The 26,508-nt window shown below is 68.5% G+C and carries 25 protein-coding genes and 1 pseudogene; 2 read left to right on the forward strand and 24 right to left on the reverse strand.

Translation table 11 applies throughout. From position 1 onward, the window contains the following. Positions 1 to 10 precede the first annotated feature (10 nt). Positions 11 to 727 carry a GAF domain-containing protein gene (locus VFR90_RS03965; protein WP_326404723.1) on the reverse strand — a complete coding sequence of 239 codons (717 nt, stop codon included), beginning with the start codon at positions 725 to 727 and terminating at the stop codon, positions 11 to 13. A 3-nt stretch (positions 728 to 730) separates the two neighbouring features. Then, entirely contained in the window at positions 731 to 1,579 is an 849-nt protein-coding gene (locus tag VFR90_RS03970) for a LytR/AlgR family response regulator transcription factor (RefSeq protein WP_326404724.1), read from the reverse strand. 140 nt (positions 1,580 to 1,719) lie between these two features. On the opposite strand from VFR90_RS03970, the gene VFR90_RS03975 reads away from it, so the two are divergent. Further along, the gene (locus VFR90_RS03975) at positions 1,720 to 1,995 is read left to right on the forward strand and encodes a hypothetical protein (protein ID WP_326404725.1); all 276 of its coding nucleotides are present in this window, start codon (positions 1,720 to 1,722) and stop codon (positions 1,993 to 1,995) included. 26 nt (positions 1,996 to 2,021) lie between these two features. Here the strand turns inward: VFR90_RS03975 and VFR90_RS03980 are convergent, their stop codons facing one another. Beyond that, positions 2,022 to 3,584, reverse strand: a complete 1,563-nt coding sequence (locus VFR90_RS03980; protein ID WP_326404726.1) for a sensor histidine kinase — start codon at positions 3,582 to 3,584, stop codon at positions 2,022 to 2,024. Between the two features lie 237 nt (positions 3,585 to 3,821). Between VFR90_RS03980 and VFR90_RS03985 the strand changes: the two genes are divergently transcribed. Continuing rightward, positions 3,822 to 4,766 carry a CysB family HTH-type transcriptional regulator gene (locus tag VFR90_RS03985; protein WP_326404727.1) on the forward strand — a complete coding sequence of 315 codons (945 nt, stop codon included), beginning with the start codon at positions 3,822 to 3,824 and terminating at the stop codon, positions 4,764 to 4,766. 9 nt (positions 4,767 to 4,775) lie between these two features. Here VFR90_RS03985 and VFR90_RS03990 read toward each other — a convergent pair whose 3' ends face one another. The 21 genes and pseudogenes from VFR90_RS03990 to cysW all read right to left on the reverse strand — a co-directional run bounded on the left by VFR90_RS03990 (position 4,776) and on the right by cysW (position 26,407). Beyond that, a complete protein-coding gene (locus VFR90_RS03990; protein ID WP_326404729.1) occupies positions 4,776 to 5,120 on the reverse strand; it encodes a DUF192 domain-containing protein in 345 nt (114 codons plus the stop codon). Further along, complete coding sequence (locus tag VFR90_RS03995) at positions 5,117 to 6,064, reverse strand: hypothetical protein (protein ID WP_326404730.1); 948 nt, start codon at positions 6,062 to 6,064, stop codon at positions 5,117 to 5,119. Before VFR90_RS03995 ends, VFR90_RS03990 begins: the two co-directional genes overlap by 4 nt. After that, complete coding sequence (locus VFR90_RS04000; RefSeq protein WP_326404732.1) at positions 6,042 to 6,965, reverse strand: hypothetical protein; 924 nt, start codon at positions 6,963 to 6,965, stop codon at positions 6,042 to 6,044. Before VFR90_RS04000 ends, VFR90_RS03995 begins: the two co-directional genes overlap by 23 nt. Positions 6,966 to 7,046: 81 nt before the next feature. Next, positions 7,047 to 7,946, reverse strand: coding sequence for a type II secretion system F family protein (locus tag VFR90_RS04005; protein ID WP_326404734.1), 900 nt, complete (start codon positions 7,944 to 7,946; stop codon positions 7,047 to 7,049). 12 nt (positions 7,947 to 7,958) lie between these two features. After that, on the reverse strand, positions 7,959 to 8,834 hold the full coding sequence (locus VFR90_RS04010) for a type II secretion system F family protein (protein WP_326404735.1): 876 nt from the start codon (positions 8,832 to 8,834) through the stop codon (positions 7,959 to 7,961). A gap of 18 nt (positions 8,835 to 8,852) precedes the next feature. Further along, entirely contained in the window at positions 8,853 to 9,272 is a 420-nt protein-coding gene (locus tag VFR90_RS04015; protein WP_326404736.1) for a hypothetical protein, read from the reverse strand. Positions 9,273 to 9,296: 24 nt separating this feature from the next. Next, positions 9,297 to 11,201 carry a TadA family conjugal transfer-associated ATPase gene (locus tag VFR90_RS04020; protein WP_414676486.1) on the reverse strand — a complete coding sequence of 635 codons (1,905 nt, stop codon included), beginning with the start codon at positions 11,199 to 11,201 and terminating at the stop codon, positions 9,297 to 9,299. Next, entirely contained in the window at positions 11,198 to 12,844 is a 1,647-nt protein-coding gene (locus VFR90_RS04025) for a type II and III secretion system protein family protein (RefSeq protein WP_326404737.1), read from the reverse strand. The genes VFR90_RS04020 and VFR90_RS04025 overlap by 4 nt, the downstream gene beginning before the upstream one ends. Before the next feature lie 65 nt (positions 12,845 to 12,909). Then, positions 12,910 to 13,047, reverse strand: a complete 138-nt coding sequence (locus VFR90_RS04030; RefSeq protein ID WP_326404738.1) for a hypothetical protein — start codon at positions 13,045 to 13,047, stop codon at positions 12,910 to 12,912. Continuing rightward, positions 13,047 to 13,652, reverse strand: a complete 606-nt coding sequence (locus tag VFR90_RS04035) for a hypothetical protein (protein WP_326404739.1) — start codon at positions 13,650 to 13,652, stop codon at positions 13,047 to 13,049. Before VFR90_RS04035 ends, VFR90_RS04030 begins: the two co-directional genes overlap by 1 nt. 8 nt (positions 13,653 to 13,660) lie before the next feature. Further along, positions 13,661 to 17,512, reverse strand: coding sequence for an RHS repeat-associated core domain-containing protein (locus VFR90_RS04040; protein ID WP_326404741.1), 3,852 nt, complete (start codon positions 17,510 to 17,512; stop codon positions 13,661 to 13,663). 810 nt (positions 17,513 to 18,322) lie between these two features. Then, positions 18,323 to 18,769 (reverse strand): annotated as a pseudogene (locus tag VFR90_RS17670) (DUF6531 domain-containing protein); the annotation flags it as partial. A gap of 10 nt (positions 18,770 to 18,779) precedes the next feature. Then, positions 18,780 to 19,784, reverse strand: coding sequence for a TadE/TadG family type IV pilus assembly protein (locus VFR90_RS04045; protein ID WP_326404742.1), 1,005 nt, complete (start codon positions 19,782 to 19,784; stop codon positions 18,780 to 18,782). 8 nt (positions 19,785 to 19,792) lie between these two features. Beyond that, complete coding sequence (cpaB, locus tag VFR90_RS04050; protein ID WP_326404743.1) at positions 19,793 to 20,719, reverse strand: Flp pilus assembly protein CpaB; 927 nt, start codon at positions 20,717 to 20,719, stop codon at positions 19,793 to 19,795. A 53-nt stretch (positions 20,720 to 20,772) separates the two neighbouring features. Further along, positions 20,773 to 20,958 (reverse strand): hypothetical protein, encoded by a 186-nt coding sequence (locus tag VFR90_RS04055; RefSeq protein WP_326404744.1) that lies wholly within the window; start codon positions 20,956 to 20,958, stop codon positions 20,773 to 20,775. Then, positions 20,955 to 21,695 carry a hypothetical protein gene (locus tag VFR90_RS04060; RefSeq protein ID WP_326404745.1) on the reverse strand — a complete coding sequence of 247 codons (741 nt, stop codon included), beginning with the start codon at positions 21,693 to 21,695 and terminating at the stop codon, positions 20,955 to 20,957. The genes VFR90_RS04055 and VFR90_RS04060 overlap by 4 nt, the downstream gene beginning before the upstream one ends. A 2-nt stretch (positions 21,696 to 21,697) precedes the next feature. After that, positions 21,698 to 22,441: a hypothetical protein gene (locus VFR90_RS04065; RefSeq protein ID WP_326404746.1), complete on the reverse strand. Its 744-nt coding sequence runs from the start codon at positions 22,439 to 22,441 to the stop codon at positions 21,698 to 21,700. A 95-nt stretch (positions 22,442 to 22,536) separates the two neighbouring features. After that, positions 22,537 to 23,895, reverse strand: a complete 1,359-nt coding sequence (locus VFR90_RS04070; RefSeq protein ID WP_326404747.1) for a pilus assembly protein TadG-related protein — start codon at positions 23,893 to 23,895, stop codon at positions 22,537 to 22,539. Positions 23,896 to 23,967: 72 nt separating this feature from the next. Beyond that, entirely contained in the window at positions 23,968 to 24,282 is a 315-nt protein-coding gene (locus tag VFR90_RS04075; protein WP_326404748.1) for a hypothetical protein, read from the reverse strand. A gap of 179 nt (positions 24,283 to 24,461) precedes the next feature. Further along, on the reverse strand, positions 24,462 to 25,511 hold the full coding sequence (locus VFR90_RS04080) for a sulfate/molybdate ABC transporter ATP-binding protein (RefSeq protein ID WP_326404749.1): 1,050 nt from the start codon (positions 25,509 to 25,511) through the stop codon (positions 24,462 to 24,464). After that, entirely contained in the window at positions 25,508 to 26,407 is a 900-nt protein-coding gene (cysW, locus tag VFR90_RS04085; RefSeq protein WP_326404769.1) for a sulfate ABC transporter permease subunit CysW, read from the reverse strand. The genes VFR90_RS04080 and cysW overlap by 4 nt, the downstream gene beginning before the upstream one ends. Between the last annotated feature and the right edge of the window lie 101 nt (positions 26,408 to 26,508).

The raw sequence follows: 26,508 nt of genomic DNA on the forward strand, positions 1-26,508 counted from the left end.
GAGCTCTCCTTCACTTGTGGCGGACGCCGTCCGGAAAGCACACCGCCGCGAGGTTGTCGGCATAGGTCCGGGCGAGCTGGCGGACTGTCGCATGGTCGAAACGGCTCTGGTCGAGTCCGGCGTCGCTGTCGAGGTTCAGCACGCCGACGATTCTGCTTTCGAACCAGATCGGTTCGCTCAGTGCGGACTTCAAGCCCTGGGTCGCCGCCCGCTGCACCGGGTTGCGGCGCTTGGCGGCCGTGTCGAAGCCCGATCGTTCGGCGTCGTAGAGGCCGGTCATGCGGTGCTGCCAGGCCCAGCCGCAGACGCCTTCGCCCTTCTTCCATTCGACGATGCGTTCCTCGTTGTTGTAGGCCAGCACCGGCAGCGTCGCCGCGTAGTGCATGCGCAGGAAGCTGCGCAGCTTGAACCAGCGGGTCAGCAGCATGACGTTGACGCGCACGCTGGGCTGCTGGGCCGGGTCGAGCTGCTGCACGTACTCGTAGTACTGCGCGAGCAGCGCGGCGAGGTAGTTCTCGGCGATGCCCTGGGCCTTGCGCGCGCGCTCGGGCGCGCTGGGGTCGGAGATCACCTGGTAGATCTGCTGAAGCAGCAGCGCGATCGTCAGCGCGGCGCCGAGCCAGATCATCTGCTCGTCGGTGATCGAGCTGCGGCGGTTGCCGATCATGATCCACTGCCAGCCCACCGCCAGCAGCACGGTGAACAGGACGGCCAGCACCTTGTTCAAGCGCTACATCCCCTTGAAAAGGTGCGTGTAGCTGCGGCTGACTTCCAGCTTCTGCGCGTGTCCCTTGACCGAGACGCGCTGGCGCCCGGCCAGATCGCGCGTCACGCCGGCGATCGCCTTGGCGTTGACCAGCGTCGAGCGGTGGATCTGCCAGAACTGGTCGGGGTCGAGCTCGTCGAGCAGCTCCTTGATCGGCTTCCTGATCAGCGCCTCGACCGTCGCCGTCTGCACCCGCGTGTACTTCTCGTCGGAGATGAAGAACAGCACTTCGTCGACCGGGATCATCTGGATCTGCGTGCCGACGTTCGCCTGGATCCAGCGCAGCCGTGCTGGCGCCGCGCCGCCGTGGCCGCCGCCGCGCTGCAGCTGGCTCGACAGCTTCTCCAGCAGCGCCTGCAGGTCGCCGGGCCGCGCCGGCGTGTCGGCGACCGCGACGTCGCGCGCGCCGAGCCGTTGCTTCAGCCGCTGCACGGTGAGCGCGAGCCGCTCGCGCTCGGCCGGCTTCAGCACGTAGTCGACGACGCCCTGCTCGAAGGCCTCGACGGCGTACTGGTCGTAGGCGGTGATGAAGACGATCTCGCAGGCCGGCCGGCCGGCGTCGCCCGTGCCCGCCGTGCGCGCGATCTCGCGCGCGGCCTCGATGCCGGTCATGCCGGGCATGCGGATGTCCAGGAACACCAGCTCCGGCCGGTGCCGGGCGACCAGCTCGACCGCCTCGGCGCCGTGCTTCGCCTCGGCGACGATCTCCAGCTCCGGCCACACCTCGGCGAGCCGCGAGCGCAGCTGCTCGCGCATCAGGCGCTCGTCGTCGGCGAGGACGGCGCGCACCGCGGTCGAGGTCGGCGAGGTCATCGCTCGATGCTAAGCGCAGGCCCGTCGAGGCCACCGTCGTTCACGCTTTGCGACAACCCCGTGCGCCACCGCCACGGCGCCGCGCGCCGCAGCGTGCTTTTTCGACATCGAACCGACGGCCTGCATGACATAAACGGCCGATGCAACGCCTGCTCCACCCTCTGCTCGCCCGCCCGGCGCACCGCGCGGCCTTCACCGGCGCCCTGCTCGGCGCGCTCGTCTGGGCCATGGCCCGGCATCGGCCGGACGACCACTTCGCCCTCGCGATGGCCTGCGTGCTGCTGCTGTTCGGCGCCGCAAGCTTCGTCTGCCATGCCCTGGCGCTGGAGCCGCGGTCGCGGCGCTCGGTGCCGGCCTGGATCGTCTGCCTGGGCAGCGGCGTGCTCGCGAGCCTGGCGGGCCTGAACCTGCTGTAGGTCGTCGCGCGGCGTCGGCGGCTCGCTCATGCGCGAGCGCCGGCCCCGTCGTCGAGGCTCTTGTAGGGCACGGTCACCGTGACCAGCGTGCCGCCGCCCGGGTTCTCCGCCACGGTCAGCGACGCGCGCGCGCCGTAGAGCAGCGCCAGCCGCTCGCGGATGTTGGCGAGGCCGACGCCGGTGCCGGCGGTCGGGGCCGCCTTGTTGGATCTCGCGAAGCCGACGCCGGTGTCGGCGACGCTCAGCGCCAGCTTGCCGTGCACCACGTCGGCCTTCACCGTCAGCGTGCCGCCTTCCGGCTTGGGCTCGAGGCCGTGCTTGATCGCGTTCTCGACGAGGCTCTGGACCATCATCGGCGGGAACTCCGCCGACAGCAGGCCTTCGGGCACCTCGATCAGCGTCGCGAGCCGCTCCTCCATCCGCACCTTCAGGATCTCCAGGTAGGGCCGGATCACCGCCAGCTCGCGCCCCAGGTCGCGCGGCGCCTGCGCGTTGGCCTCGCGCATCGTCGGCATGCTGGCGCGCAGCAGCGCGATCAGGTTCTTCTGCATCTGCGTCGCGCGCTTCGGGTCGGTCTCGATCAGGTGGTCGATGCTCGCGAGCGTGTTGAACAGGAAGTGCGGCTCGACCTGCGCCTGCATCGCAGCCATCCGCGCCTCGATCACCTGGCGCTTCAGCGATTCGCTCTCGGCCACCTCGGCCGCCTGCGCCGCCTTCACCTCGGCCTGCATCCGGCCCTTGTAGGTCGCCTTGATCAGCACCGAGCCGAGCACCCAGAGGACCGCGATCTGCGGCAGCGCGTCGCCGAGCTTGACCTTGCTGATGCGCGTGCGCGGCTTGCCGGCGGCGGCCGCCACCTCCTTGGCCGCCGCGATGGCTTGCTGCCGCGCGCTCTCAGCGTCTTCGCGCGCGCTCTCCGCCTCCTGCTTGGCTTCCTCGACGGCCGCCCGGATCTCCTCGCGCGCCTCCTCGATCGCGGCGCGCACCGATTCACGATCGACGCCCGGCGGCAGCTTGATCTCGAGCTGCGAGGCGACGGCCGCGAGCGAGTCCGCCGCCTGCTGCACCGCCGAGGCCGCCGAAGCGGCTTGATCGGCCGCCTGCTGGGCGGCCTGCGGCGGCACCGGCTTCTTCAGGATGCGCAGGCCGTCCTTGTCGATGACGATTTCCAGCGCTTCGTTGCCGCCGTCGCCGGGCTTCCGGACTCGCGCGGTTGGCTGGGCCGCCGGCTCCGAGGCGCGCCCCGCCGGGGCTTGCGGCAGCGCCGGCGGCGTCGCCGCGCCGGCCTTCGGCGCATTCGGCGCGTTCGGCGGTGTGGGCGCCGCCGGGGGCACAGGCGGCGCGGCGGGCGCGGGCGGCGATTCGTCGCGTTCGATCTCGGTGACGGTCTCGCTGATGGTCCAGCTGAACGGCGGCAGCTCGCTCAGGATCGCCGCCGCCAGCAGCAGCAGCAGCGACAGCAGCGCGAAGCGCCACCAGCTGATGCCGACCAGCCAGGTCGCATAGGCGTGGAAGCCGCGCACCGTGGCTGCCGCGAGCCGCTTCCAGCCGGCGGCGAAGTCGGAGGAAAACGAGGACGGCGGGTTCATCAAGGCGGGGCGGCGGGCTCGGTGGCTGCGCACTTTAGGGGCCGGCCGGCGGCCGTCGGGCGCCGCTTGCGACCGGCCGCGCGGCCCGGCGACAGGCTGCGCCGATGCGCGACGGACGGGCCGCGCTTATGCCGGTCCGCGCACGAGCAAACAACGAAACCGTTGTTCGCTGCGCTGCAGCGGCCGTGAAGAATCGCCAGCTCGTCCGATGACCGGCTTGCCCGGCGAACCCGACCGATGAACTTCCAGCAGTTGCGCTCGGTGCGCGAAACCGTGCGGCGCGGCTTCAACCTCACCGAAGTCGCGCAGACGCTGCACACCTCGCAGCCGGGCGTGAGCCGGCAGATCCGCGAGCTGGAAGACGAGCTCGGCGTGCAGCTCTTCGTGCGCGCCGGCAAGCGCCTGACCGGGCTGACCGCGCCGGGCGAGAGCGCGCTGCCGATCGTCGAGCGGCTGCTCGTCGAGGCCGAGAACCTCAAGCGCGCCGGCGCCGACCACGCCAACCGCCAGAGCGGCCCGCTGTCGATCGCCGCGACCCACTCGCAGGCGCGCTACGCGCTGCCGACGGTGGTGCGCGACTTCCGCGCGAGCCACCCCGACGTGCAGCTGCAGCTGCACCAGGGCTCGCCGAAGCAGATCGCGCAGATGCTGATCGACGGCGAAGCCGACCTCGGCATCGCGACCGAGGCGCTGGCCTCGTACCCGGAACTCGTCGCGCTGCCCTGCTACCGCTGGACGCACGCGGTGCTGGTGCCGCCGGGGCATGCGCTGCTGGACGGCGAACTGACGCTGCCACGGCTGGCCGAGCACCCGCTGATCACCTACGACAGCGGCTACACGGGCCGCTCGCACATCGACGAGGCCTTCGAAGCCGCGGGGTTGACGCCGACGCTCGCGCTGACCGCGATGGACGCCGACGTGATCAAGACCTACGTCGAGCTGGGCCTGGGCGTGGGCATCGTCGCGGCGATGGCCTTCGATCCGCAACGCGACCGGGAGCTGCGCGCGATCGACGCGCGGCATCTATTCGCGGTCAACATGACGCGGCTGGCGGTGAAGCGCGGCACATACCTGCGCGGGTATGTGCAGGACTTCATCGAGGCCTTCGCGCCGACGTTGACGCGGGAGGTGGTGCAGGCGGCGTTGGAGGCGGAGCGCGACGCAGCGATCGACCAGGCCTAGGCGGCCCCCTCAGCGCGCTGGCGGGGGCCACCGCTCGCCCGGTGCCAGCCCGTGCCGCGCAGCGCAGCCGGCATGCAGCTCCACCACGCGGCTCGCGCGCCAGCACGCCGCCGCGCGCCACGGCTTCAAACCTTCGACGACACGCACGATGCCGCCCCGCCGATCGACGAACACCACGTCGATCGCATAGCGCATGCCCGCGGTGTGGACGCTGTTGCACGGCGCGATCTCCAGCGCTTCGTCGGGGCCGAGAGGCGCCCGGGCGAGCAGGCCACGCAAGCGTTCGTGCCACCGCAGCGCATGGCGCACGCGCAGGGCGGGCAAAACGGTGCGCATCGGCTGGGCGTGGTTCATCGCGCACGCCGCGGTGGCAGCGCGGCCTCGCCGGGCACGGGATCGAGCGGGTGCGGCGGCGGCGCGGGCGGGGCTCGCAGCGCGCGCGGCGGCCGGGAGCGATCGAGCAGTTCCTGCGCCCCTTCGGGCATGCGGTCGGGGTCGAGCCAGCGATCGGGCAAGCCGGCCTCGACCTGAACGGCCGTGGCGTGGATTTCGTCTCCGATGACTTGGTCGACCGTCTCCAGCGGCAGGTTCTTCTCGTGGCGGCCCGCATAGCGGTTCCACAGGCAGCGGCCTTTGGGAACGATCACCGCGGCGGACACCGGCACCTCGGTGCAGGTTTCGCCCGCGATCATGCGCTGTGCGAAGCCGGGGTCGAGGCGCATGAAGGCCGGCGCTTTCGCCCGGCCGCGATGGACGGACTTCGGCCGGCCTTCGTCGTCGCAAGAGATGGCGCGCGTGCTGCCGTCGGCCCACCAGATGGTGGTCTTGTCGAAGCGGCTCACTCGATAGGCGAGACAGTTCGGCGGCAAGCCGGATTGCGCGGCGGCTTTCGCATCGAAGGGCAGCGAGACACCGGCCTGCCGGAACTCGCGGCGGCCGACGCCGGTGTGCTCGTCGAACATCTCCTCGACGGTGAGGGAGTCGAGCAGCTCGAGTCTCGCCTGCCGTGCAGCGCTGAAAGCCTGAGGCTCGGCAACGACCATCTGCCGCATCGCGTTGCACAGATCGAAGCTCAGGCGCGCCATCGTCCGGCTGCGCACGCCATCGACCGGCCGCACGCGGCCTTGCAGGCGCACGTAGCCGCTGGGCGGCGTGCGGGTCAGGTCGGTGGCGGGCGACGCGTCTTGAGCGATGGCGCTCGGCACAGCGACGAAGGCCATCGCAGCCATCGCGGCGCGGGCCGCGAGCTGCTTCGGACTCGCGCCGGCGAGCTCCTCAGCTTTCGTCGTCGCTTTCATCGGCAGGCGGTGGATCGCTCGACATCACGACGGGCACGCCTGTCGGCAAGGCATCGATGGTGGGCAGGCCGAAGCCGGGGCCGCGGTCCAGGCCGTCGTGGCTGGCCCACTCGGCAACCCATCGGTGATCGAAGACGCCGAGGCGATCGATGACTTCCAGGTTGAGCGGCAGCACACCGAACTTGACTTGCACGAAGGGCGTCCACCGGCAGTGCTGGGCGCCCAGCAGCGAACTCCCGACCGACGGGATGACCATGCAGGGCTGCGCCGCGATCGTGCGCTGCTCCCAGCTGCTGGACCACGCCAAGTCGGTCATGAGTCGAGGCCCGGTCCGCGAACCGACCATGCGCCGGTTCACACCGGTCGCTGGGTCGTAGTCCGATCGGTAGGTGTTGCCGTCCGACGAGACGATGGTCGTGTAGTGGCGGTAGCGCAACCGCCAAAGGGCGCAGTCGGGAGGCACGGCCATGAAGTCGGGTGGCATCACCACTTCAGGGTAGGCATGCCGGTACTCGATGCGCGAGGCACCCGTGGCGCCGTCGTACATCACGCTGCGCGTGTCGTGATCGGCGTCGTACCAGACATCCGCCGGCAGCTCGGGCGACTGCGCCGGCAAGTTGTGAATCGCTGTGCGCACCAGATTGCAGCTCGCCAGGTTCTGGTCGTACAGCGATCGGTAGAAGCCGACGCGCCGGCCTTGCTCATCGAGCTTCCAGAACTCGCCCACGTAGCGCACATAGCCGCTTGGCACGTTTGGCAAGCCCGTGGCGCGAGCTCGAGGAACCTCGGCCGCCACCGTCGCAGAGCCTGTCGTCGTTGTTTCGATCTCACCGCCACTGCCACCGCCACAGGCGACGAGTACCGCGGTGCCCACCAAGCCGGCGAACCGGCCTGCCGGCATCGGCCGACCCCTTGTTTCACGGACCATCTTGTTCTCCTGGAGCAACCAAACGCGCGACGTGCCCGGGCACACCGCGAACCCCTACATGCCCAATGCCATGAACTTCATCGCGATGGGAAAACCCAGCACGATGAAGGTGCACGGGAAGATGAACGCGATCAGCGGAAAGAGCATCTTCACCGGCGCTTCCATCGCGAGCTTCTCGGCTCGTGCGAAGCGCTCGGCGCGGCGCTGCTCGGCCTGCGCCCGCAGCACCGGGCCGAGATCCATGCCGGTGCTTTCGGCCTGGATCAGCGCGCTGACGAGGTTGTGGATCGCCGGCTCGTTCATGCGGTCGGCGAGCTGGCGCAGCGCCTGCGCGCGCGGCTTGCCGGCGCGTACGTCGCGCAGCACGCGCGAGAACTCGTCGCGCAGCGCGCCGGCCGGGCCCTTGGCGACGGCCTGCTGCAGGCCGCCGGTGAAGTTGAGCCCGGCTTCGACGCACAGCGTGAGCATGTCGAGGAAGAACGGCAGCGTCTTGAGCGTCTGGCGCTTGCGAAGGTTCAGCTGGTCGCGCAGCCAGATACCGACGTACACGTGGCCGAACAGCGCAGACAGCGCCAGTCCCGTCCAGGGCACGCCCAGGCGCAGGCTGCTCGCGAGGATGGCGAACAACACGGCCGCCAAGGCCGCGCAGACCCAGCGCGCGGCGATGAACTGCTCGGGCGACAAGGCGTAGTCGAGCCCCGCGAGCCGCAACTGACCGAGCACGCGCTGGCGTTTGCCGATCGACAGCGCCGGCCCGAGGTAATAGGCCAGCCACTGGATCGGCCACCACACGAGTCGCATTGCGCGCGGCGGGCGGTCACGCCAGGTGCGGTCTTCCGGCGGCACCTCGGCCACCCGCTGGCCGAACCATGCGGCAAGCAGCGCGGCAGCCGTGCCGAGCACCAACGCGAGCACGAGCGGCAGCGCGGTGACGAACATCGAGTCGCGGTCCATGTCGACGCCTCTTCAGACGTCGATCGCGACGATCTTGCGGATCAGCACCACGCCGAAGAACTCCAGCAGCGCCAGCGCCACGAGCACCGCCCAACCGAGCTGCGTGCTGAACAGCTTGCCCATGTCGTGCGGCTCCATCTTCATCAGCACGAACATCAGCACCAGCGGCAGCGAGCCGACGACGATCGCCTGCAGCTTGCCTTGCGCAGTCAGCGCGCGGATCTTTCCTTCCATCGCGAGCTTGGCGCGCAGCGTGGCGGCGGCGCGCTCCAAGGCTTCGGCGAGGCCGCCGCCGGTCTCGGTGGCGATGCGCATCGCGGCGACCGCGAGGGTGACCGACTGCAAGGGCAACCGGGTATCGAGGTGACTCAGTGCCTCGTCGAGGCTTACGCCAAGACGCTGCTCGCGCAGCATCAGATCGATTTCCTGCGCAAGCGGCGGGCGGCTCTCGCGCACCAGTTGCTGCAGGCCGGCGGCCAAGCTCAGGCCAGCCTTCATCGAGCCGGCCAGCACGAGCAGCGCGTCGGGCAGCTGCTGCTCGATCCGATCGAGTCGGCGCCGACGCAGCCAGCGCAGCGCGAGCCGCGGCAACAGCACCGCGGCACCTCCGGCGAGCACCGCCAAGGGCCATGCACCGCTCGCGAACCAAGCGAGGGTCGTGACCGCGAGCACCAACGCCAGATGCAGCGCGTACAGCCGCGCCGGGTCCATGAACAGGAACATCTCGCGCAGGCGTAGGTTGGCGTCGCTGGTGAAGCGTTCGCGGTAGCGGGCAAGGCCCTGCGTGCCGAGGTGGGCGACACCCCAGGCGAAGCACGCGGCAGCGATGCCGATGGCCAGCGCGGTGACGACGAAGGCCGTGGCGGAGAAGTCGGCGGCTGGATTCATGGTGCGTCCGCCCCTGCTTCAGGAGGGCAGCGAGAACAACAGCGTTTCGATCTTCTTGCCACCCACGAGCAGGTCGCAGATGTCGTCCGACTTGCCAAGGCCACCCTGGACCGACCTTGCGACGATCCTTCTCGACAGGCCGCCACCGGGACCCTTGTTCAAGATGGAGCCGAAGTAGCACTCCGCCGAGACGACCAAGTCGTCGAATGGCGTGCTCAGGTTCAGCGTCGGCGAGAAGCGCGAGAAGTCGCCCTGCAGTCGTGGCTCGCCGTTGATGGTGATGCGAAGGCGGTTGTTGTCCGCGTCGAAGCTGCCGCCGAATTCGAGCTTCTTGCCCTGAACCTGGACGGACTTGTTCTGGGCCACGCGCGGCGGCGTGGAGCAGGCGGCGAGAACGAAGGCCAGGACCACAAAGCTGAAGTTGGAGAAGGCACGCATCAAGGTCTTTCGTCGTGGAACAAATCAAAGAGATCCGGCAAGCGCGGGAACGGGTTCGCGGGCGAACAGCCCTATGTCGAGCGCCGCGCCTTGCTCGCGCAGCTCTTCATAGAACGTGGGCACCGCATCACAAGGCTCGAAGCGACCGCGTACGCGGCCGTCGGCGCCGTAGCCGGCTCGCTCGAAGCGGAACAGCTCGAGCAGCTGCACGCGGCCGTTCTCCATACCGCAGACCTCCGCCACGCTGGTGATCTTGCGGCTGCCGCAGGCAAAGCGCGTGAGCTGCACGATCACGTCGACCGCCGACGCCGCTTGCTCGCGGATGGCCACCAGCGGCAGGTCCATGCCCGCCATCAGCACCATGGTCTCGAGACGCGCCAGCGCGTCGCGCGGCGAGTTCGCATGAAGCGTGGTGAGCGAGCCTTCATGGCCGGTGTTCATCGCCTGCAGCATGTCGAGCGCCTCGCCGCCGCGGCATTCGCCGACGACGATGCGGTCGGGACGCATGCGCAGGCAGTTCTTGACCAGATCGCGGATCGCGACCTGCCCGCGACCTTCGGCATTCGCCGGGCGCGCTTCGAGCGAGATGAGGTGCGAGTGGTTGAGCTGCAGCTCGGCCGCGTCCTCCACCGTGACGATGCGCTCGCCGTCGGGGATGAAGTTCGAGAGCACGTTCAGAAAGGTCGTCTTGCCCGAGCCGGTGCCGCCACTGACGATGACGTTCTTGCGCTGCTCGACGCACACGCGGAGAAAGGCGACGATCGCAGCGCTGACCGAATCACGGCGCACGAGGTCCTGGGGCTGCAGCTTGCGCTTGGCGAACTTGCGGATCGTCAGCGTGGGGCCCTTCAAGGCCAGTGGCGGGATGACGGCATTGACGCGCGAGCCGTCCTTCAGCCGCGCATCGACCATCGGGGAAGACTCGTCGATGCGCCGGCCCAGCGGCGCGACGATGCGTTCGATGACGCCGAGGACCGCGCGGTCGCTCGTGAAGGCGAGCGGATGGCGCGCGAGCCGCCCGTCGCGCTCGACGAAGATTTCGTCGTGGCGGTTGACCATGATCTCGGTGATCGACGCATCGGCAAGCAGGTCTTCGAGCGGCCCGAGCCCGATCGCCTCGTTCAGCACTTCGACGATCAACCGTTCACGGTCGACATGGTGCGGAATCGCGGCATCCTGGCCACGGACGATTTCGCGGATCAGCGCTTCCGTTTCGATGCGAAGCTCCGCGTCGCTCATGCGCACGAGGTCGCGGCGGCGCAAGTCGATGGTGTCGAGCAGCAGCGCGTGGACGGCCTGGCGCCAGCTGAACAGGTCGGGTGCGGCAAGCGGGGCAGCCGGGGTTTCCGACATGGCGGACGGCGCGGCTGCTGCGACGGGCTCGTCGGCCGCGCCCGGAGCGACCATCGCTGCCGCCCTGGACGCGGGCGAGCGCGAGGGCGGGAGCCGGCCATCTTCACGCGAGACGGCGAATGCCGACGCGTCACGAGAAGCCTCGGGCGACTCGGCAGCCTCACGCTTCGGCGGCATGGCGTTCGCCGTAGGCCGAAGCCCCGCATCGCGCGCGGACGCGCGCGGAGCTGCCGGACGTGACTGGACGCGAAGGCGATAACCCGCGATCGCGATCTCGTCGCCCATGTCGAGCGGACCATGGCGCACGACGCGACTGCCGTTGACCTGCGTGCCGTGCAGCGTGCCAAGGTCTTCGATCCAGACACCGTCGGACCCGAACGCCAGGCGCGCGTGCTCGCGCCCGGCGCGCCATCCGGCCAGCGCGACGACGCAGGCGCGTCCCCGGCCAATCAGTGCCGGCCAGCCGTGCAAGGGCACGACCCACTCGTCGCCCTCGGGCGAAACGACGGTGACATCGGCCAGCACCGGCCGATCTGCCGATTGGGCCGTACCCGCCGAATCAAGGACGGCATTCACTGCGCAAGCTCCTGGGCCGTCGGTGCTGGTGCCGGCGAAGCAGGCACCGGTTCGAGCCCCACGCGCGCCGGCGCTCCAAGGTAGCGGCCTGCGCGCGCTTCCGATTCGGCAATGCGCTGGCGCACCGAGTCGCTGTCCGCATCGACGATCGTCGGCGTGACGAAGATGACGACCTCGCTCTCGCTTTCGGCTTCGCGCGTGCTGCGGAACAGCGCGCCGAGTAGCGGGACGTCGCCGAGCAACGGGACCTTCGTGACGGTGGTGGACTTGTTGCGCTGGATCAGGCCGGACAGCACCATCGTCTGGCCGTCGCGGACGTTGAAGACAGTCTCGACACGACGCTCACGGAAGGCCGGCTGGCCGTTGATGGTGACGCTGCCGTCCGGTTCGCTCACCTCGGTGCTGATGCTCGCGTGAATGCTGCCGTTGCGGCCTACCCATGGGGTGACGCTGAGGCCGACGCCGTAGGTCAAGGTTTCGACCGTGCGGTCGCCAAGTCCGCCGACGACGACGATGGGCACGCGCCCGCCGACGTTCATCCTCGCCTGTTTGCCACTGCGGGCCGTCAACTGCGGGCTGGCAAGCACGACGGCGTCGCCGTCGTTCGCGAGCAGGTTGATCCTCGAGTACAGGACCGACAACAGGCCGAAGTAGCTGCGAAACGGCGTTACCGGCCGCGCGAGACGGTCGGCGCCCTCCACCGGCAGCCCGCCACCGCCGGGCAGCACATAGAAGCGATTGCCATCGGACTGGTAACTCGAACGGATGTCTCCGGCAATGCCGAAAGCCGGGCCGTTCGCCTGTGCGTCCCATTGGATGCCGAGCTCGCGCAGCCGGTCCTTGTTCTTGAACTCGACGATCTTCACATCGAGCAGCACCATGCGATCCCACCCGCCGTGGTCCTTCTGGTACTCGGTGAGGTTGACGACCTGCTCGTAGGTCTTGGTCAGCGTCGCGATCTTGTAGAGGTTCTCGTCCCCGAGATCGTGTCCGTCGATCACGACCTTGTCGCCGACGGGCGTGATGCGCAGGTTGGGCACATCGCGCAGCAGCTCACCCAACTCCGCGGCCAGGCGCTGCATCTCAGCCGGGCGCACCGTGAGACGGTACTGGCGCAGTTGACCGAGCACGTCCCAGACCTGCAGCGTCACGGTGCCGGGGGCGTTGCCGAAGAGCATGACTTCGCGGCTCTCGAGCACGCTGGCGGTAGCGACCGTGCCGCTGCCGACGACGACGCGGGCGGACTTCAGGCCGCTGAGGAGGCGGCTCTCGCCGACGAAGAGGGTGATGTCGGTCAGGGACGCGGGGCCGATATCGATGACCTGCGTGGCGGGGACGCTTACGCGGCGTGCGGGTGATGCATCGCGGGCAGGCGTGGCGGTCCGACTTGCCACGGCTGCTGAGACGAGAGCGCTGGGCGGCTTGAGGGCAGGTGTCGCGGCGGAGGTCGCTGCTGACACCGGCGCGCTTGCGATCGATGGCGTCGGCACGGGCGTGCTGGTTTGCGCAGAGACGTTCGAAGTCGTCAGCACAAGCAACAGCGTCGCTACCCATGACAGCCGGCTAGCAACCTGGACGCCGCCGCAAAGAGACGCGCGGGAGGGTGAGCGCCGAGGAGAGAAGTCGAATGCAGAGATGAACATCGGAGGCGGCGACGGTCGGTTCAGTCGGAAGAGGAAGGTGGCCGGTTGCACGCGTGCGGCTCAAGTCACTCGGCGGCGTCGGCTTGCACGACCTGCACGGTCGAGCCGATGACGAACAGTTCGGTCTCGTAGCTCAGGCGCCAGCCGCGGCACACATCGGCGCAGATCCCGGACAGCATGCGATGGGTGAGCGACTTATTCATCAGCGCCCGCGAATCCACGAAGGGTTGAACCAAGGGGCTTTTTCGAGCGGGCCTTCGGTGCAATTGGGGCCACCCTGCCGCGGTACTTCACAAGGAAGATCGCCGCCATGCATCGCGTAGACCCATGTGCCGCCCGTATTGAACTGAGGAAGGCTGATCGCTTCTTGCACATCCCATGCGAGCAGCACCCCGTCGTCTTTGACGCGAAAGATCAGCCGAAGAACGCGGTTGGGGCCAGCCAGTGCGTAGTCAAGTACTTCTTTAGGAATGCGGCTGCGAACCGGGATCGTGTGGTCGCCAGCAATCTGGCCGCCTTTCCAACGCCCGCTACCAAGGTCTAGCAAGATGCCTTCGCCGCTTCGCCAAGTGACGCGAACGATTTCAGGCAGACCCCCCTTGTCTCCAAAATATGTGTTTGTAGACAGGCCCTTCCCAAGGCTTCCGCCAAACAAGCTGCGGCCTGAAAGGGTTTCGGCACGCACACCGTCCTTGGGAGAAGCGCCTTCGGCAAGGCCGTAAGCGATGACAAGACCCATAGCCTGATGCCGATTGCCGACACCCAGACTTGTGCAGCCAATGCAGATGAGCGCAACAGCGATGGACAACCCTCGACTCACTGCCCTGCCTCCGTGACGTTCATGTTGATGCCGTAGCCGTGCTCATTGAGCCAATCAAGATAGGCGCGCATGTCGACCGTTCCTGCAATGTCGTCGCGCGTATTCGGGTTGCCGAGATAGCTGATGAACTGCTGCGTATCGGCCCAACTCATGCCAAGGGTCTGCGCTTGGACTTGGCGCGTTCTCGCCCCGTTCATCAACGTAAAGCTGCGGTCTTCATCCTGACCAGATCCCGTGTCACTGGCGGTCAGTCGGCTGCTGCTGTCATGCAAGACGGGGTTGGCAACGATCGTTCGATCGACAGACCGCATCACAACGCCGGCGGCCGTCGCCTGGTCGACCATCCAGACGAGTGCCACTCGCGCAAGGTCGCCATCAGGAAAGCTGCCGCCGATATCCGAGTGCGCACCGAGGAAGCCGCGCTCGACGCGCGTGCGATCGGTGCTCGCTTGCACTCCCATGATCGACTCGCCCGGGAACAGCGATCGATGCTCGTTGAGTGCGACCGCATGAGCGACGTGCTCGAAGGCGTCCGGAATGCGTAGCTGATAGCTGCCGGTGTGCGTGCTGAGCACGGTGTCCCACAGGCCCATGAAGCGGAAGTTCACGCGCTGGTGACGGGTCTGACCGGTTCGACGGTCAACGTACGAATAGCAACCGTTGCGCGTGTTGGCGACGATGCGGTTGGCGAACTCACGCGCCTGAGCCGCACCGCGGCTGAAACCAACGATGTCAATGTCAACGGCTTCGTCGTCGGTTGCAGCATTTGCCGCGAGCGCCAGGTTTTCCTCCATTGCCGCGATGCGCCTTGGTCCCGTGTACGACCGCCCCATGTCGATCAATCCGTCCGGATCGAGCGAGTTCGGTCCGATGCCGGTGTTTGGATCGAGGGTGCCCGGGCCCGTGATATAGAAGCGCTGGCCGTTCGCTGGGCTGTACAGCTCCCTGAAGTTGACAACATTCGAGTACGTCCGCGGATCACTCTCGTCATTGCCCGTCCCATCGAACGCAAACAGCACCAGCCCCTCGGGATCGACGTAGCGCAGCGGGTTGGCTGCAACGTAGACGAACCCGTTCGGCCCGCCTTGAAGCCCGAGCGGATCGGCGCTGAGGTAGCGCCCCTGGTCCGGGTCGTAGGTGCGATGCCGGTTGTCGTGCAGCCCCGTCTCTTCGTCCTCGTACTGGCCCGGCAGGCGCAGGTGCAGCTTGAAGGTGGCTGACTTCGTCGTCGCTCGGCCGTAGGGCGCGTAGCTCGCCGTCCAGACCACTCGGCCTGCCTGATCGGTGGCCGCCTCCGGCGCGCTCAGGTGATTCAGGTGCAGGAAGACCGTGGCTTGAGCACGCGCTTTCCATCCGCGCTTCAAGTCCTGGGCGATGCGCTGCCATGCGTCTTCATGCGGTCGCGCGACTTCGGCCTCGCCGTCGATCACAGCCAGCGGCAAGTCGGCCATGTGCACCACCAGCCGCGTGATGCGCCCGCTGGCATTCAGCTCGGCCGCGATGCGGCCGGCGTCGTCGTGGAGGTAGCCGGTCTCGGTCGATGCCTTGCCGCGCCGCACCGTCTTGCCGATGCGCTCGCCGCGGTGGCTGTAGGCGTAGCTCGCTTCAAAGTCTTGGCCCTTGACGCTCGCCAGTCTCCCGATGGCGTCCCATTCGAGCCGCTTGCCGTCAAGCTTCGTGGTCTGGCCGGCAGCGTCCGTCTCGGCGCTGCGGTTGCTGGCCTTGGCGAGGTCGATGCGCTGGGCCTGGTCGCCTTCTTGCGCGAGGAGCCGGTTGCCGTTGGCGTCGTGGTGGTAGCGCCACAGCGAGGCGGGCGTCGACGCCTGTGCAGCCACGGGCCGAAGCGCATTCGCAACCCGTTGCGCTGCGATCAGCCGATTGGCAGCGTCGTAGGCGTAGGCGGTGGCGTGCTCGCCGCTCTTGTCCATCAGCAGGTTGCCGACGCGGTCCCACAGGTAGCGATGGTCGATCAGCGCTCGTGGGTCGCGTGGCTGGGTGAACGCAGTCTGCACACGGCCGGTTGCATGACGCTGTGCCTGCGCGTGGGCAGATCCCATGCCCAGCAGGTCGATGAAGGCCGTGCGCGCTTGGTGCTGCGTCAGCGGCTCGTCCCGGCGATGCACGAGCTGCGCGAGCACGCCGGCTTTGCTGCGCTGCCACTCGGTGCGGATGCCGTTGCCGGCTTGGTGGTGCGTCAGGCCGCCGGCGTCTCTTCGGATGTCGCAGGCGAGCGTTTGGCTCGGCGCGAGCCAGCGCAGCCACGCGGTGGTGACGGTCTCGCGTCGCAACGCGGTGACTTGGCCTTGGCCGTCGCGCTCGTAGACGACGAGGCTGCCGTCGGCCAGGCTTTGCGATCGAAGCCGGTCTTGGTCGTCATAGCCGTACGCGGTGGTGGCCGCAACCGGCGTCGCGCCGACGTTCAGCGTCACCGTCTTGCGCGTGCGTCGGCCGAAGGCGTCGTACTCATAGCGCTCGGTCTGCGCTCGGCCTTGAACTTCGACGAGCCGCCGTCCTTCGTAGCGCCAGCGCGTCGTCGAGGCCGGGTTGCCTACCGCCTGCTCGGCGATGCGGCCTTGCACGTCGTAGGCGTAGCGGGCTTGGTGATCCACCGCGTCGCGCATGCGCACGAGCCGGTCGGCTTCGTCGAACCAGCGCAGCGATCGGCCGCTGTCGGCGCTGTCCAGGACAACGACGCGGCCGAAGTCGTCGAGCCGCTCGCGGGTCGTCGCCCCGTTGGCGGCGGTGGTGAGGCGTTCGCCTGGCCGCGCTTCGATGCGCGCCGGGAGACGCACCGGGCGGTCCAGCGCGTCGAAGGCGGCGCTGCGGCCTTCGTCGTGGACGTAGCGCGCCGAAGGCGCCGGCGGCTGGCCTTCGACGTCGAGCGCGCCGTCTTCGGTTTGGGTGAGGCGGCCTTGCTCGTCGTGGCGGTAGCGCCAGATGCGCTCGAAGTGGGCCGAGCGCTGGCTTGCTTCCTGCACGCGGCCGTCGGCATCGAAGGTCTGGGTCCACAGCGTGCCGCGGGCCGAGGCCATCTGATGGACGCGCCCTGCTGCGTCATAGGCCAGGCGCCAATCGCCGCGGTAGTCCTTCGGCTCGTTGGTGGCCGCGTGGCCGGCTTCGACGAGCCGGCCCTGCGCGTCGTAGGTGCGCACCTGGAAGCGAGCCTTGAGCAAGGCGCCCGAAGCGGATGGGTCGATCCAGCCCTGCGTCAGGCGGGTGATGTGGCCCAGGGCGTCGTGCACGAAGCGGCTGACGTGGCCTGCGTCGTTGCGCACCTCGGCGACGCGGCCGGCGGCGTCGTAGCGCAGGTCGTTGGTCAGGACTCCGGGTTGAACGACGCGGGTGATGGCGTTGCCGTCTTCGTCCCACTCGAATTGGGTGACGTCGCTGTCGCTCGGATCGGCCTTCGGCCCATTGGGCAGCGGCCCGTCGATGCCGGCGAGCAGGCTGCGCCCGTTGATGCGCCGGTAGGTGTGGGTGGTGCTGCGTTCGAGGGCGGCTTCGTTCGGCTGGCCGTTCGCATCGAGCGGGCTGTAGCCGGTCTCGGTGGCGCGGGTGATCTGGCCTGCTTCGTTGCGCTCGAGGCGCCACCGGTGCTCCTTGCCTTCGATGACGCTGGGCTTGGCGATCAGGCTGGGCTCGAAAACCGGCACGCGGCGGCCGGCTGGCTCACGGTCGGCGGGGTACTCGTAACGGGCGAGGAGCCGCGCTGGCGTTCGACGCGCCAGGAGCTCGGCTTGCTTGCCGGAAGGGGTTTCGACGCGCTCGACACGCACGACCCTTCCCAGCGCGTCGCGCTCACTGCGCACGGTGTCGATGGTGCGGCCCTCGGCATCGAGCCGGCTCACGGCGATGAGCCGGCCTTGGCGGTCGTAGCTGTAGGCGCGGTCGGTCTCGGCGCAGCTCGCGCAACCCGGCTCGGTCGCCCGGATCAGCCGGTGCTCGCCGCCGACGATGGCGTGCTCGTAGGTCGTGACGCCGCGCGCGGTGATCGCTTCGGTGCGGCCGACACTGCCGTTCAGGCCCGCGGGCTCGACGTGGCGCAGCACGATGCGCTCGCTCGACGGATCGGATGCAGGGCCCCTGAGGCTCAGGATCGCGCGGCCTCGATCGTCGTACGCCCAGGTGACGAGGCGTTGCGCTTCGGCGCCGTCGTAGCCGGCGGCGATGCCGGTCAGCAGCGTCGGGTGCCGAGGGTCGTCATGCAGGTAGTGCCGCACCGCGCGCTTGCCTTGCGCTGCGGGTCCGCTCACGCGGATCAAGCGCGCGGGGGTGTGGGCTCGCAGGGCCGGGTCGGCGCCCGAGGGCAGGTCGCCGCCGTAGGCGTAGTCGTAGCGGCCCACGGGCGTCTCGATGCGAGTTACGCCGCCGTAGCTGGCACCGCGGGAGGCGTAGTCCAGACGCAGCGTGCGGCCTTGCGGATCGCGCACTTCGATCAAGAGGCCTTGCAGGTCGTAGCGCAGCGAGACGAATTCGCCGGTGGCGGCGACGATCTGATCGAGGCGTCCGCGTTCGTCGAAGTGCAGCCGGCGGCCGCTGGGCCAATGCCAGACGAACTGCTCGCCGCGCGAAGTGCGGCGCGCTTCGAGGTGGCCGCGTGCGGGGTCGGTGCTGGCGCAGTGGGCGGGGTTGCTCGCATCGCGGCTGAAGATCACCCGACTGCCGTCGGCCTGCATGACTTGCACCGTCGAGCCGATGATGTGCAGTTCGGTTTCGTAACTCAGGCGCCAGCCGCGGCCAAGCAGGCGGTTGACGGACGCAGGCTGCGAGCGGGCGCTGTCGTAATGGCGCACAAGTTCGAGGCCGAGGACACCAGGCAGCGCGGGCATGTCGACTTCGGTCTGGTGCTTGTTGCCGTTGGCGAGGTTGATGGGATTGCCGATGCCGAGCATGGGGGCGTTGGCTTGGTCGGGCTGGCTCGCAGGCGCCGTGGCGCTGGTGCCGCAAGGGTCGCTGGCGTTCGCGGGGCTGCACGAGGGCGCAGGATTGGCGGGCGTGGTTGCGGGCGCCGGTGCCTGCGCACCCAGCGGCGCGGACAAGGCCATGGCGCCGGCGAGCACCAAGGCTGCATGCAACCGACGGCTGAGCTTCGAGACAAGTCGCATGGCGGTGTTCTCAGGTCGAGCCGGGCAGACAACACAACCCTTCGGTGGGCACACAGCGCTCTGGAGCGCAGCTCTGGCGGCTCGGATCGCAGCGGCCGGGCGAGCCCCCGGGGGCGCTGGCTGCGCCGCCCGGGCTGCTGGCGCTGCCGTTGGGCGTGCTTACGGCGCTGGCCGGTGTGCTCGCCGCACTGGCAGGCGCGGCAGGCGTGCTTGCGGCGCTGGCCGCGGCTTGCGGGGCGGCGGCGGCATGGGCCATCAGGTCGTTGCGGATCGGCTCGCTTTGCATGCGCACGAGCGCGGTGGCGACGACAGGGATGCGGCCGGCCGCGATGAGCGCGCGGTTGGCCGCGGGCATCGAGGGATCGAGCAGCGCTTGTGCGCGCAGCACCTGCACGATCGCAGGGCCGGCCAATGGCACCTGTTTGGCTGTGGGAATGCCCCAGGTGATGCGTAGCTTGAGGAGGTTGGCGTCTTGCAGACTCTGGCCGCTGGCGTTGCGGGCCGGGTCGGCGTTGCAGCTTGGGCGGTCGTAGGGACAGGCACGGCCGGCGATGTTGAGGTTGGGGATGACGGGCTCGGTGGTGTCGAGGTTCTCTTCGAGGCGCACGCGCCGGGCTTCGGCTGGGCTGGCGTAGTCGGTGAAGCTTTCGCGCAAGGGCGAAAGGATTTCGATGCGCGCGAGTGCTGCTTCGCCCAGAGCCTGCGCATAGCTGATTGCCAGTTCTTCGGCATTGCGGCCGCCGCCCATGAAGGGGACGAGGCCGCGCGCAAAGGCCTCGCGGATGCGCACCTCGCCGGCATGCGCAACGGAACCGGCACGCGCGGCTTGAACGGCGGCGTGGTTGGCTTGCCCCTTCGCGTGGAACAGCAAGCCCATTTGCATCACGCCGAGCAGGCACAGCAAGGCGAGCGGCAGCACCACAACCAGCTCTGCAGCACCGGCGCCGCGCTGTGTGCTTTGCGACCGGCGCGAACGGGTAGGCGCGACCAGTCCGCTGCTTGTCGCGTCGGACATCGTTTGCTTCACGGCTTGCGCTCTGCCAACCCGCGGGTGGACGGAGCGATCGATGCGGAGAGCTGGAGCTCGTTCGGGCTTTCGCCGGGGTTCGCGAGATTGGCGGGATAGCCCCCGCCGCCGCGCACGGTGTACAGGCGCGGATTCGCCGCGCCGTGCATCACAGCGACGGTGGGTGCCGCGCCAGCCCGCGAGCCGGGCGGCGCAAGTCCCAGCTCGGCCATCGCATCGCTACGCACCGCGAGGGCGGCCTGCACATCGCCCGGTGCCCTGAGCAAGGCGGTGAGCCGGCCGACCTCGCGCGCGGCCATGATGCGGCGCGCTTCGTCGGGCGTGACGTCGAGCGTGACGGTCGTGAAGCTGCGCTCGCCGCGGCCTTCCGGGCTGCCGTTGTCCACGCGCGTGCCTGTGGCGAGCACACGCACGGCCTGCATCACGGGCACCAGGGTCGAGCGCTGATCGACCTTGGTCATCGCGATCAGATCGATCGTGTCGCCTGGGCTCAGCATGCCGCTGATCGAGCTGATTTCATCGACCGCCACGGTCACCGCGCGCCGCCCATTCGCCAGCCGCGCCGAGAAGCTGGCAGCGCGCTGGCCTTCGAGTTGCGCCCACAAGACGGGCTGGCCCTTGGCCGCGGGTACGGCGAGCACGGCGTGTTCGATCTTCCCGAAATCCTCGGGTCGGATCGCGTTCGCGTGGACCCAGAGCTTGGGCACTTGCCGTACGGCAAGGTTGTTCGAGGCAAGACGGTCGCCCTTGGAGAGATCGGCTGTCGCGACGACGAGCGGGACCATGCCGTCGGGGTCGGTCTTCGGCTTTGCGGCTTCGATGCGTTGGTGGATGTAGCGGTTTGCAGCGATCGCGGCGATTGCTCCGACGAGGATCGCAATCAATGGAATCAGCAGATTGGGTGGCAGGCGCAGGCGCTTCACGGCGGCGGCTTTCGCAGGGTCGGTGAGATGGAATGGCGTGGTCGCTCAGGCGCTCACGCCGGGAGCGCGATCGCGGTGAAAAAGCGGAGATAGGCGATGCGGACCATGTCGATGAAGTACTCGACCAGCGAGGCGCGGCCGTCGAAGGGCACGGCGACGATGGCGGTGACAACGGCGAGGCCGACGAGGTACTCAGTCATGGACTGGCCGCCGATCGACAGCATCCGTTTCGACTTCATCGAGGCTCCTCGAAAGCCGCAAGGTGGACCACCGTGTGCACGGTGACAAGCCGCGTTTCGCCCGCGCTGCGCACGGCAAGCAAGGCTTCGCCGCCGCGGTCGTCCGCGAACCACCGCAGGGCTTGCGCCGCGTCGCCGTCCGCGCCGCGCTCCACGGGCACGAGACCGCGGGCTTCGAACTCGCGCTCCACGAATGCGACATTGGCGCTCACCGAGTGCCGATTGCCGTAGACGCGCATTCGCGCAAGGCGCGGCCCGTCCTGACTTTCCACGTCGCTCAACAAGCTTGAATCGGGCGGCATGGAAGGAAGGGTGCGGCGAGCCTCGGTTTGAAGCTGAGGTGCCAGCCGCGTCTGCAGCACGCGCGCGTGCAGCGGCGTGTTGGCTGAACGCTCGGGCTCGTCGATCACTTGCACCGTGACGTAGCTGCCGCCCACGACGCCTCCGACGATGCGCTGCCCCGGTGTGTTCGCAGGCTCCGACGCGGAGTCGCCGAACTGCTGGCGGTAGAAGCTCAACAGCGCTTCCACCGAACCTGGGTACCGCAACTCCTGCAGCCGCGCTTCCTGACCGTTGATGCGCATGCGGTCGCCAAGCTGCGAGACCTCCGCCTCGGGCGGCACGGGCACGAGGTGAGGATCCTGAGCCTGGATGGTTGTGGCGGCACCGAGCACGGCAGCTACAAGGGCGATAAGGCCTGCACGAAGGCGGCGGAAATCGAGCAAGGCGTCGGGCATCGTCAGCATCCCTCTGCAAGCCGGTCGCAGGGCAGCAACTGGTACGACTCACGACGCAGGCCGAACGGCAGTTCCGGGTCGCCGAGCAGGCCCGAGAAGTGCGTCGTCATCTCTCTGACCCTCGGCGGGAGCGCGTTGATGGGATAGAGGAGCCGCATGCGCTCGACGACGTTGCGTGCGGCGTGGTCGTCGCGGCCGGTCCAGGCGTCGGCCAGCACCGCGGTGCGGCGGCTGATCGAGAGATCGAGGCGGTCGAACGGCGCCGGCAGATCGATGAGGTTGGCGGGCCGCACGGAGACACGGCCGATGACGAGGTTGTCTTCGGGCAGGCGCATGTCGGCATGCCACGCTTCGCGGCTGGGCGCATGCTGATTGAAGGCAGCGAGCGACGCGGATGCTGCAACGTTGCTGCTTCGCTCGGGCAGCATCGTGCGGCCCCACGGACTGGTCCAAAGCACATTGCGTTGCTCAGCGATGTCGATCGCAGCCTCACCGGTGCGAATCTGACTGCTGCTTTCGGAGAAGAAGCGGCGGCGCACGTCGGCCGACAGCGTCGCGTCGCTTTTCCACTGCGCGCTGCCCGGCAAATGCACCGTACCTTCAAAGGCGACGTAGCGGCTCGCCAGTTCGGCGGCGTGGGTCAAATCGATGTACTTGCCGACCATCGGCACGAGCAGCAGTAGCGGCACGATCACGAGGCAGGCGACGAGAAACTCCGAGGTGGCCTGGCCGCGCGACGGGCGCATATGCGAGCAAGGCCTGAAGGACGGGCAAGGCGGGCAAGGCGGGCAAGGCGGGCAAGGCGGGCAAGAAAAACGGCTCGGCATGGACAACTCCGCAGTCAGTTCCAGTAGCGCAAAACAGCCGCGGCGCCGTACATCGCGTAGTCGGTCGCTGAAGGCGAGACCAGGCGCACGGTCCAGAAAGGGTTGAACAGGTTCGGGTACTCGTTGCGGCCGTCGGGCCGCGGCGGGCGCATGAACAACACCTCGGCGCGTGCAATGCCACTCAGCTGATCGACCACCGGTGTTTCACTGAACACCGCCAGCCGGCCGGCTGGCGAGAAGGCCGGGTTGTGGCCCGCCGTGTTCGTGTCGGACTTGCCTTTGCGCACCCAGACGCTCAGGCCAGCGCGGTGTTGAGTCGGCTCGCGGTTCGCAGGGTCGTCGACGTCGTAGGCCGAGGCCATGCCGGAGTAATAGGCGGCATCGAAGCCGTCGATGTGTCGGTCGGTGTCACGGCCGCTGCTGCTATTGCTGCTGCCATCCCCTCGGTAGTAGAAGCTGCCGTCCGAGTCTTCGCCTGCTGTTGCATTGGCGCCCGCGATACGCGTCTCGCCGAAACGTGGGATGCCAAACCTTCGCCTCGTGATGCTGCGATACGACAGGCTGTCGAACGAGGCCCAGCTGTCAAGGTTCGGCATCCAGGTCGCGCCGCGGCGAATCAGGCCGACGCGCAAAGGGCGCGCGGCGACCGAGTAAGAAGTCCAGCCGCGCTGCCGGACGACATCGTCCAGCGAAGCGAGCACGACGCCCTGAAGCCGCGCACGTTCGTCGTCCGAATAGCGGCGAACGATGGGCCCCACGCCACCCCCGACGGGGTTGACGACCGCCTGCAGTGCGGGATCCATCTCCGACGCCACACGCGACGCGATGGCCTGCGACCGCTCAAGCAAAGTGGCGGCGCGGGCGCCGAGCACGGAGACGACGGAACTGTCGAGCATCACTGATGCGGCGTTGGACGCCTGGATGAAGCCGGCAGCAACGCCGTTAATGCCATCGATGTACTCGACGAACTCGTCCGGGTCGTAGCCGTAGTACTGGGCGATCAACGATCCCACCAGCAACCCGGACAGGCGCGCATGCGGATCGACGTTGTCCGGGGGCGTCGCCCAAGCCAGTCCCTGGCTCAAGTCACGGATGCCGTTGCCTGCCCCATCGGTCGCCGTGTAGACGCTCGCGGCATGGTTCAGGAAATTGGTCATGCTCAACGTCTGCGCGATCGCGACCTGGTTGGCCACGATGGCTCGGTTGGCATACGCGGCGTAATTGAGCCCGCGCGCCTGGACCACCCCGGCGCTGTATGCGGCCGCGTCGGCTGCATTCAGCACCCTCGTTTTCTCGACGGCGATCTGGCCCGTGTTGACCATCAGATAGAAGATGGCGCAACACATGACCAGAAACGCGGCAACCAAAGGCAAAGCTTGCCCCTGGCTGCCGGTACGAAACCGGCGCCCACTCACAGCGAACTCGACTGGGTCTAGCGGCGCCGGCTATTGGCCACCGCCGCCGCCACCGGCACCGCCGGCGTTGCCGTCTTCGTAGTTGCTGAGGTTCTTGTTGGTGGCAGCTCGTGTGGCGGCCGCCGTTGCGCCCGCGGTCGCCGTGGCGCGAGCACCGGCTGTGCCTGCACCACCTGCGAGCTCGGAAGCCACGACAGCCGTCTGTCCGCGCACGACACCGCCGAACGCGGCATAGACGCCGATGGCGGCGATCGCGATCAACGCGACGATGATGATGTATTCCGTCATGCCCTGGCCGCGCTGGGCACGCCGACGGAAAGCGAAACGCTTTTGAGCGAAGCTCATTTATGTTCTCCCTGAGCAAGTGGCATGCGAGTCGATGTGTTCAACGACTGCGCAGCCACTGTATTGGGAGGACGCCGAGTGAGGGCCTCTACGAGTTAGGGATGAGTTGCAACCGACTGCTTCGGCGCCGTGAGTGGCGCCGTCCAAAGTGCTTGTGCGGCTATGCAGCGCAAAACGTCTCAAATCATCGCGGCCGGATCCAGCACCTCGTCGCCCTGCCGCTCGAACCGCGTGATCCGCCGCGGCAGCAGATGCACCGTCTTGCCAGGCTCCAATGAAAGCCGCTCGCGCAACGCCTGGTACTCGGCGCGCGGCAGTTCCACGTCGACATAGCTGCCGTCCTCGCGCTTGAACTCGATGCGCGTGTTCGGACCGACCGTCAGCGCCTGCGCGAGCCTGACCGTGATCGATCCTTCGGCCGGCTGCGCGAGGATGCTCAATTCGTGCGGGCGCACGTAGCTCACCTCTTCCGGAGCACTGCCATGGCCAAGCCGGCCATGGAACAGGTTCACGTCGCCCAGGAACTGCAGCACGAACGGCGAGGCCGGCTTGTCGTACACCTCGTCCGGCGTGCCCACCTGCTCGATGCGGCCCTGGTTCATCACGACGACGCGGTCGGCGACTTCCATCGCCTCGTCCTGGTCGTGCGTGACGAAGACGCTGGTGACGTGCACCTCGTCGTGCAGGCGGCGCAGCCAGCGGCGCAGCTCCTTGCGGACCTTGGCGTCGAGCGCGCCGAAGGGTTCGTCGAGCAGCAGCACCTTGGGCTCAACCGCGAGCGCACGCGCGAGCGCGATGCGCTGGCGCTGGCCGCCGGAGAGCTGGTGCGGGAAGCGGTCGGCGACCCAGTCGAGCTGCACCAGCTTCAGCAGCTCCATCACCTTCTCGCGGATCTTCGCGTCGCTCGGCCGCGTGGCCTTGGGCCGCACGCGCAGCCCGAAGGCCACGTTCTCGAAGATCGACATGTGGCCGAACAGCGCGTAGTGCTGGAACACGAAGCCGACCTGGCGTTCGCGCACGTCGGTGCCGGTGGCGTCCTCGCCTTCGAAGTGGACGCTGCCGGCATCGGGCACTTCGAGGCCCGCGATGATCCGCAGCAGCGTCGTCTTGCCGCAGCCCGAAGGGCCGAGCAGCGCGACGAGTTCGCCCGAGGGCATCGTGAGGTTGAGGTCGTCGCAGGCGACGGTGGCGCCGAAGCGCTTCTGCAAACCGCGGACTTCGATGCTCATGGCGATTTCTCCTGCGACGCCGCGTCGATCTGCTGCTTCACCTGCCGCTCGACGGCGAGCTTCAGCACCAGCGTCACCAGCGCCAGCCCGGCGAGCAGCGAAGCGACGGCGAACGAAGCGGCGAATTGGTATTCGTTGTAGAGGATCTCGATGTGCAGCGGCATCGTGTTCGTCTGCCCCCGGATGTGCCCCGAGACCACGCTGACCGCGCCGAACTCGCCCATCGCCCGCGCGTTGCACAGGATCACGCCGTAGAGCAGCGCCCACTTGACGTTGGGCAGCGTCACGCGCCAGAAGGTCTGCCAGCCGTTCGCGCCGAGCACGCGCGCGGCCTCTTCCTGCTCGGTGCCCTGCGCCTGCATCAGCGGGATCAGCTCGCGCGCGACGAACGGGAAGGTAATGAACACGGTGGCGAGCACGATGCCGGGCAGCGCGAAGATGATCTTCAGGTCGTGCTCGCGCAGCCAGGGGCCGAGCCAGCCCTGCAGCCCGAACACCAGCACGTAGATCAAGCCGGCGATCACCGGGCTCACCGAGAACGGCAGGTCGATCAGCGTCAGCACGAGGTTCTTGCCGCGGAAATCGAACTTCGCGATGCACCAGGCCGCGGCCACGCCGAACACCAGGTTCAGCGGCACCGAGATCGCCGCGGCGATCAGCGTGAGCTTGATCGCCGAGAGCGCGTCGGGCTCGGTGATCGCGGCGGCGTAGACGTCCCAGCCCTTCTTCAGCGCCTCGTAGAACACGGTCGCGAGCGGCACGAAGAGGAACAGCGTCAGGAACACCAGCGCGATGCCGATCAGCGTGCGGCGCACCCACGCGGGCTCGGTGGTCGCCTCGCGCAGCGAGCGCGGCGCGACGTGCGCGGCGGCGGATTGACGCAGGACGGCAGCCATCTTCATCGACCCCGCGAGCGGCCGCCGCGGATCCGGCCTCGCCGGGCCGCCAGCGGCGCCTCATCCAGGGGAAGCGGCGCAGCCGCGACGGGGGCGGTCGT

Origin of the sequence: Methylibium sp. (assembly GCF_035762065.1) — a bacterium.
Lineage (GTDB): Bacteria > Pseudomonadota > Gammaproteobacteria > Burkholderiales > Burkholderiaceae_C > Methylibium.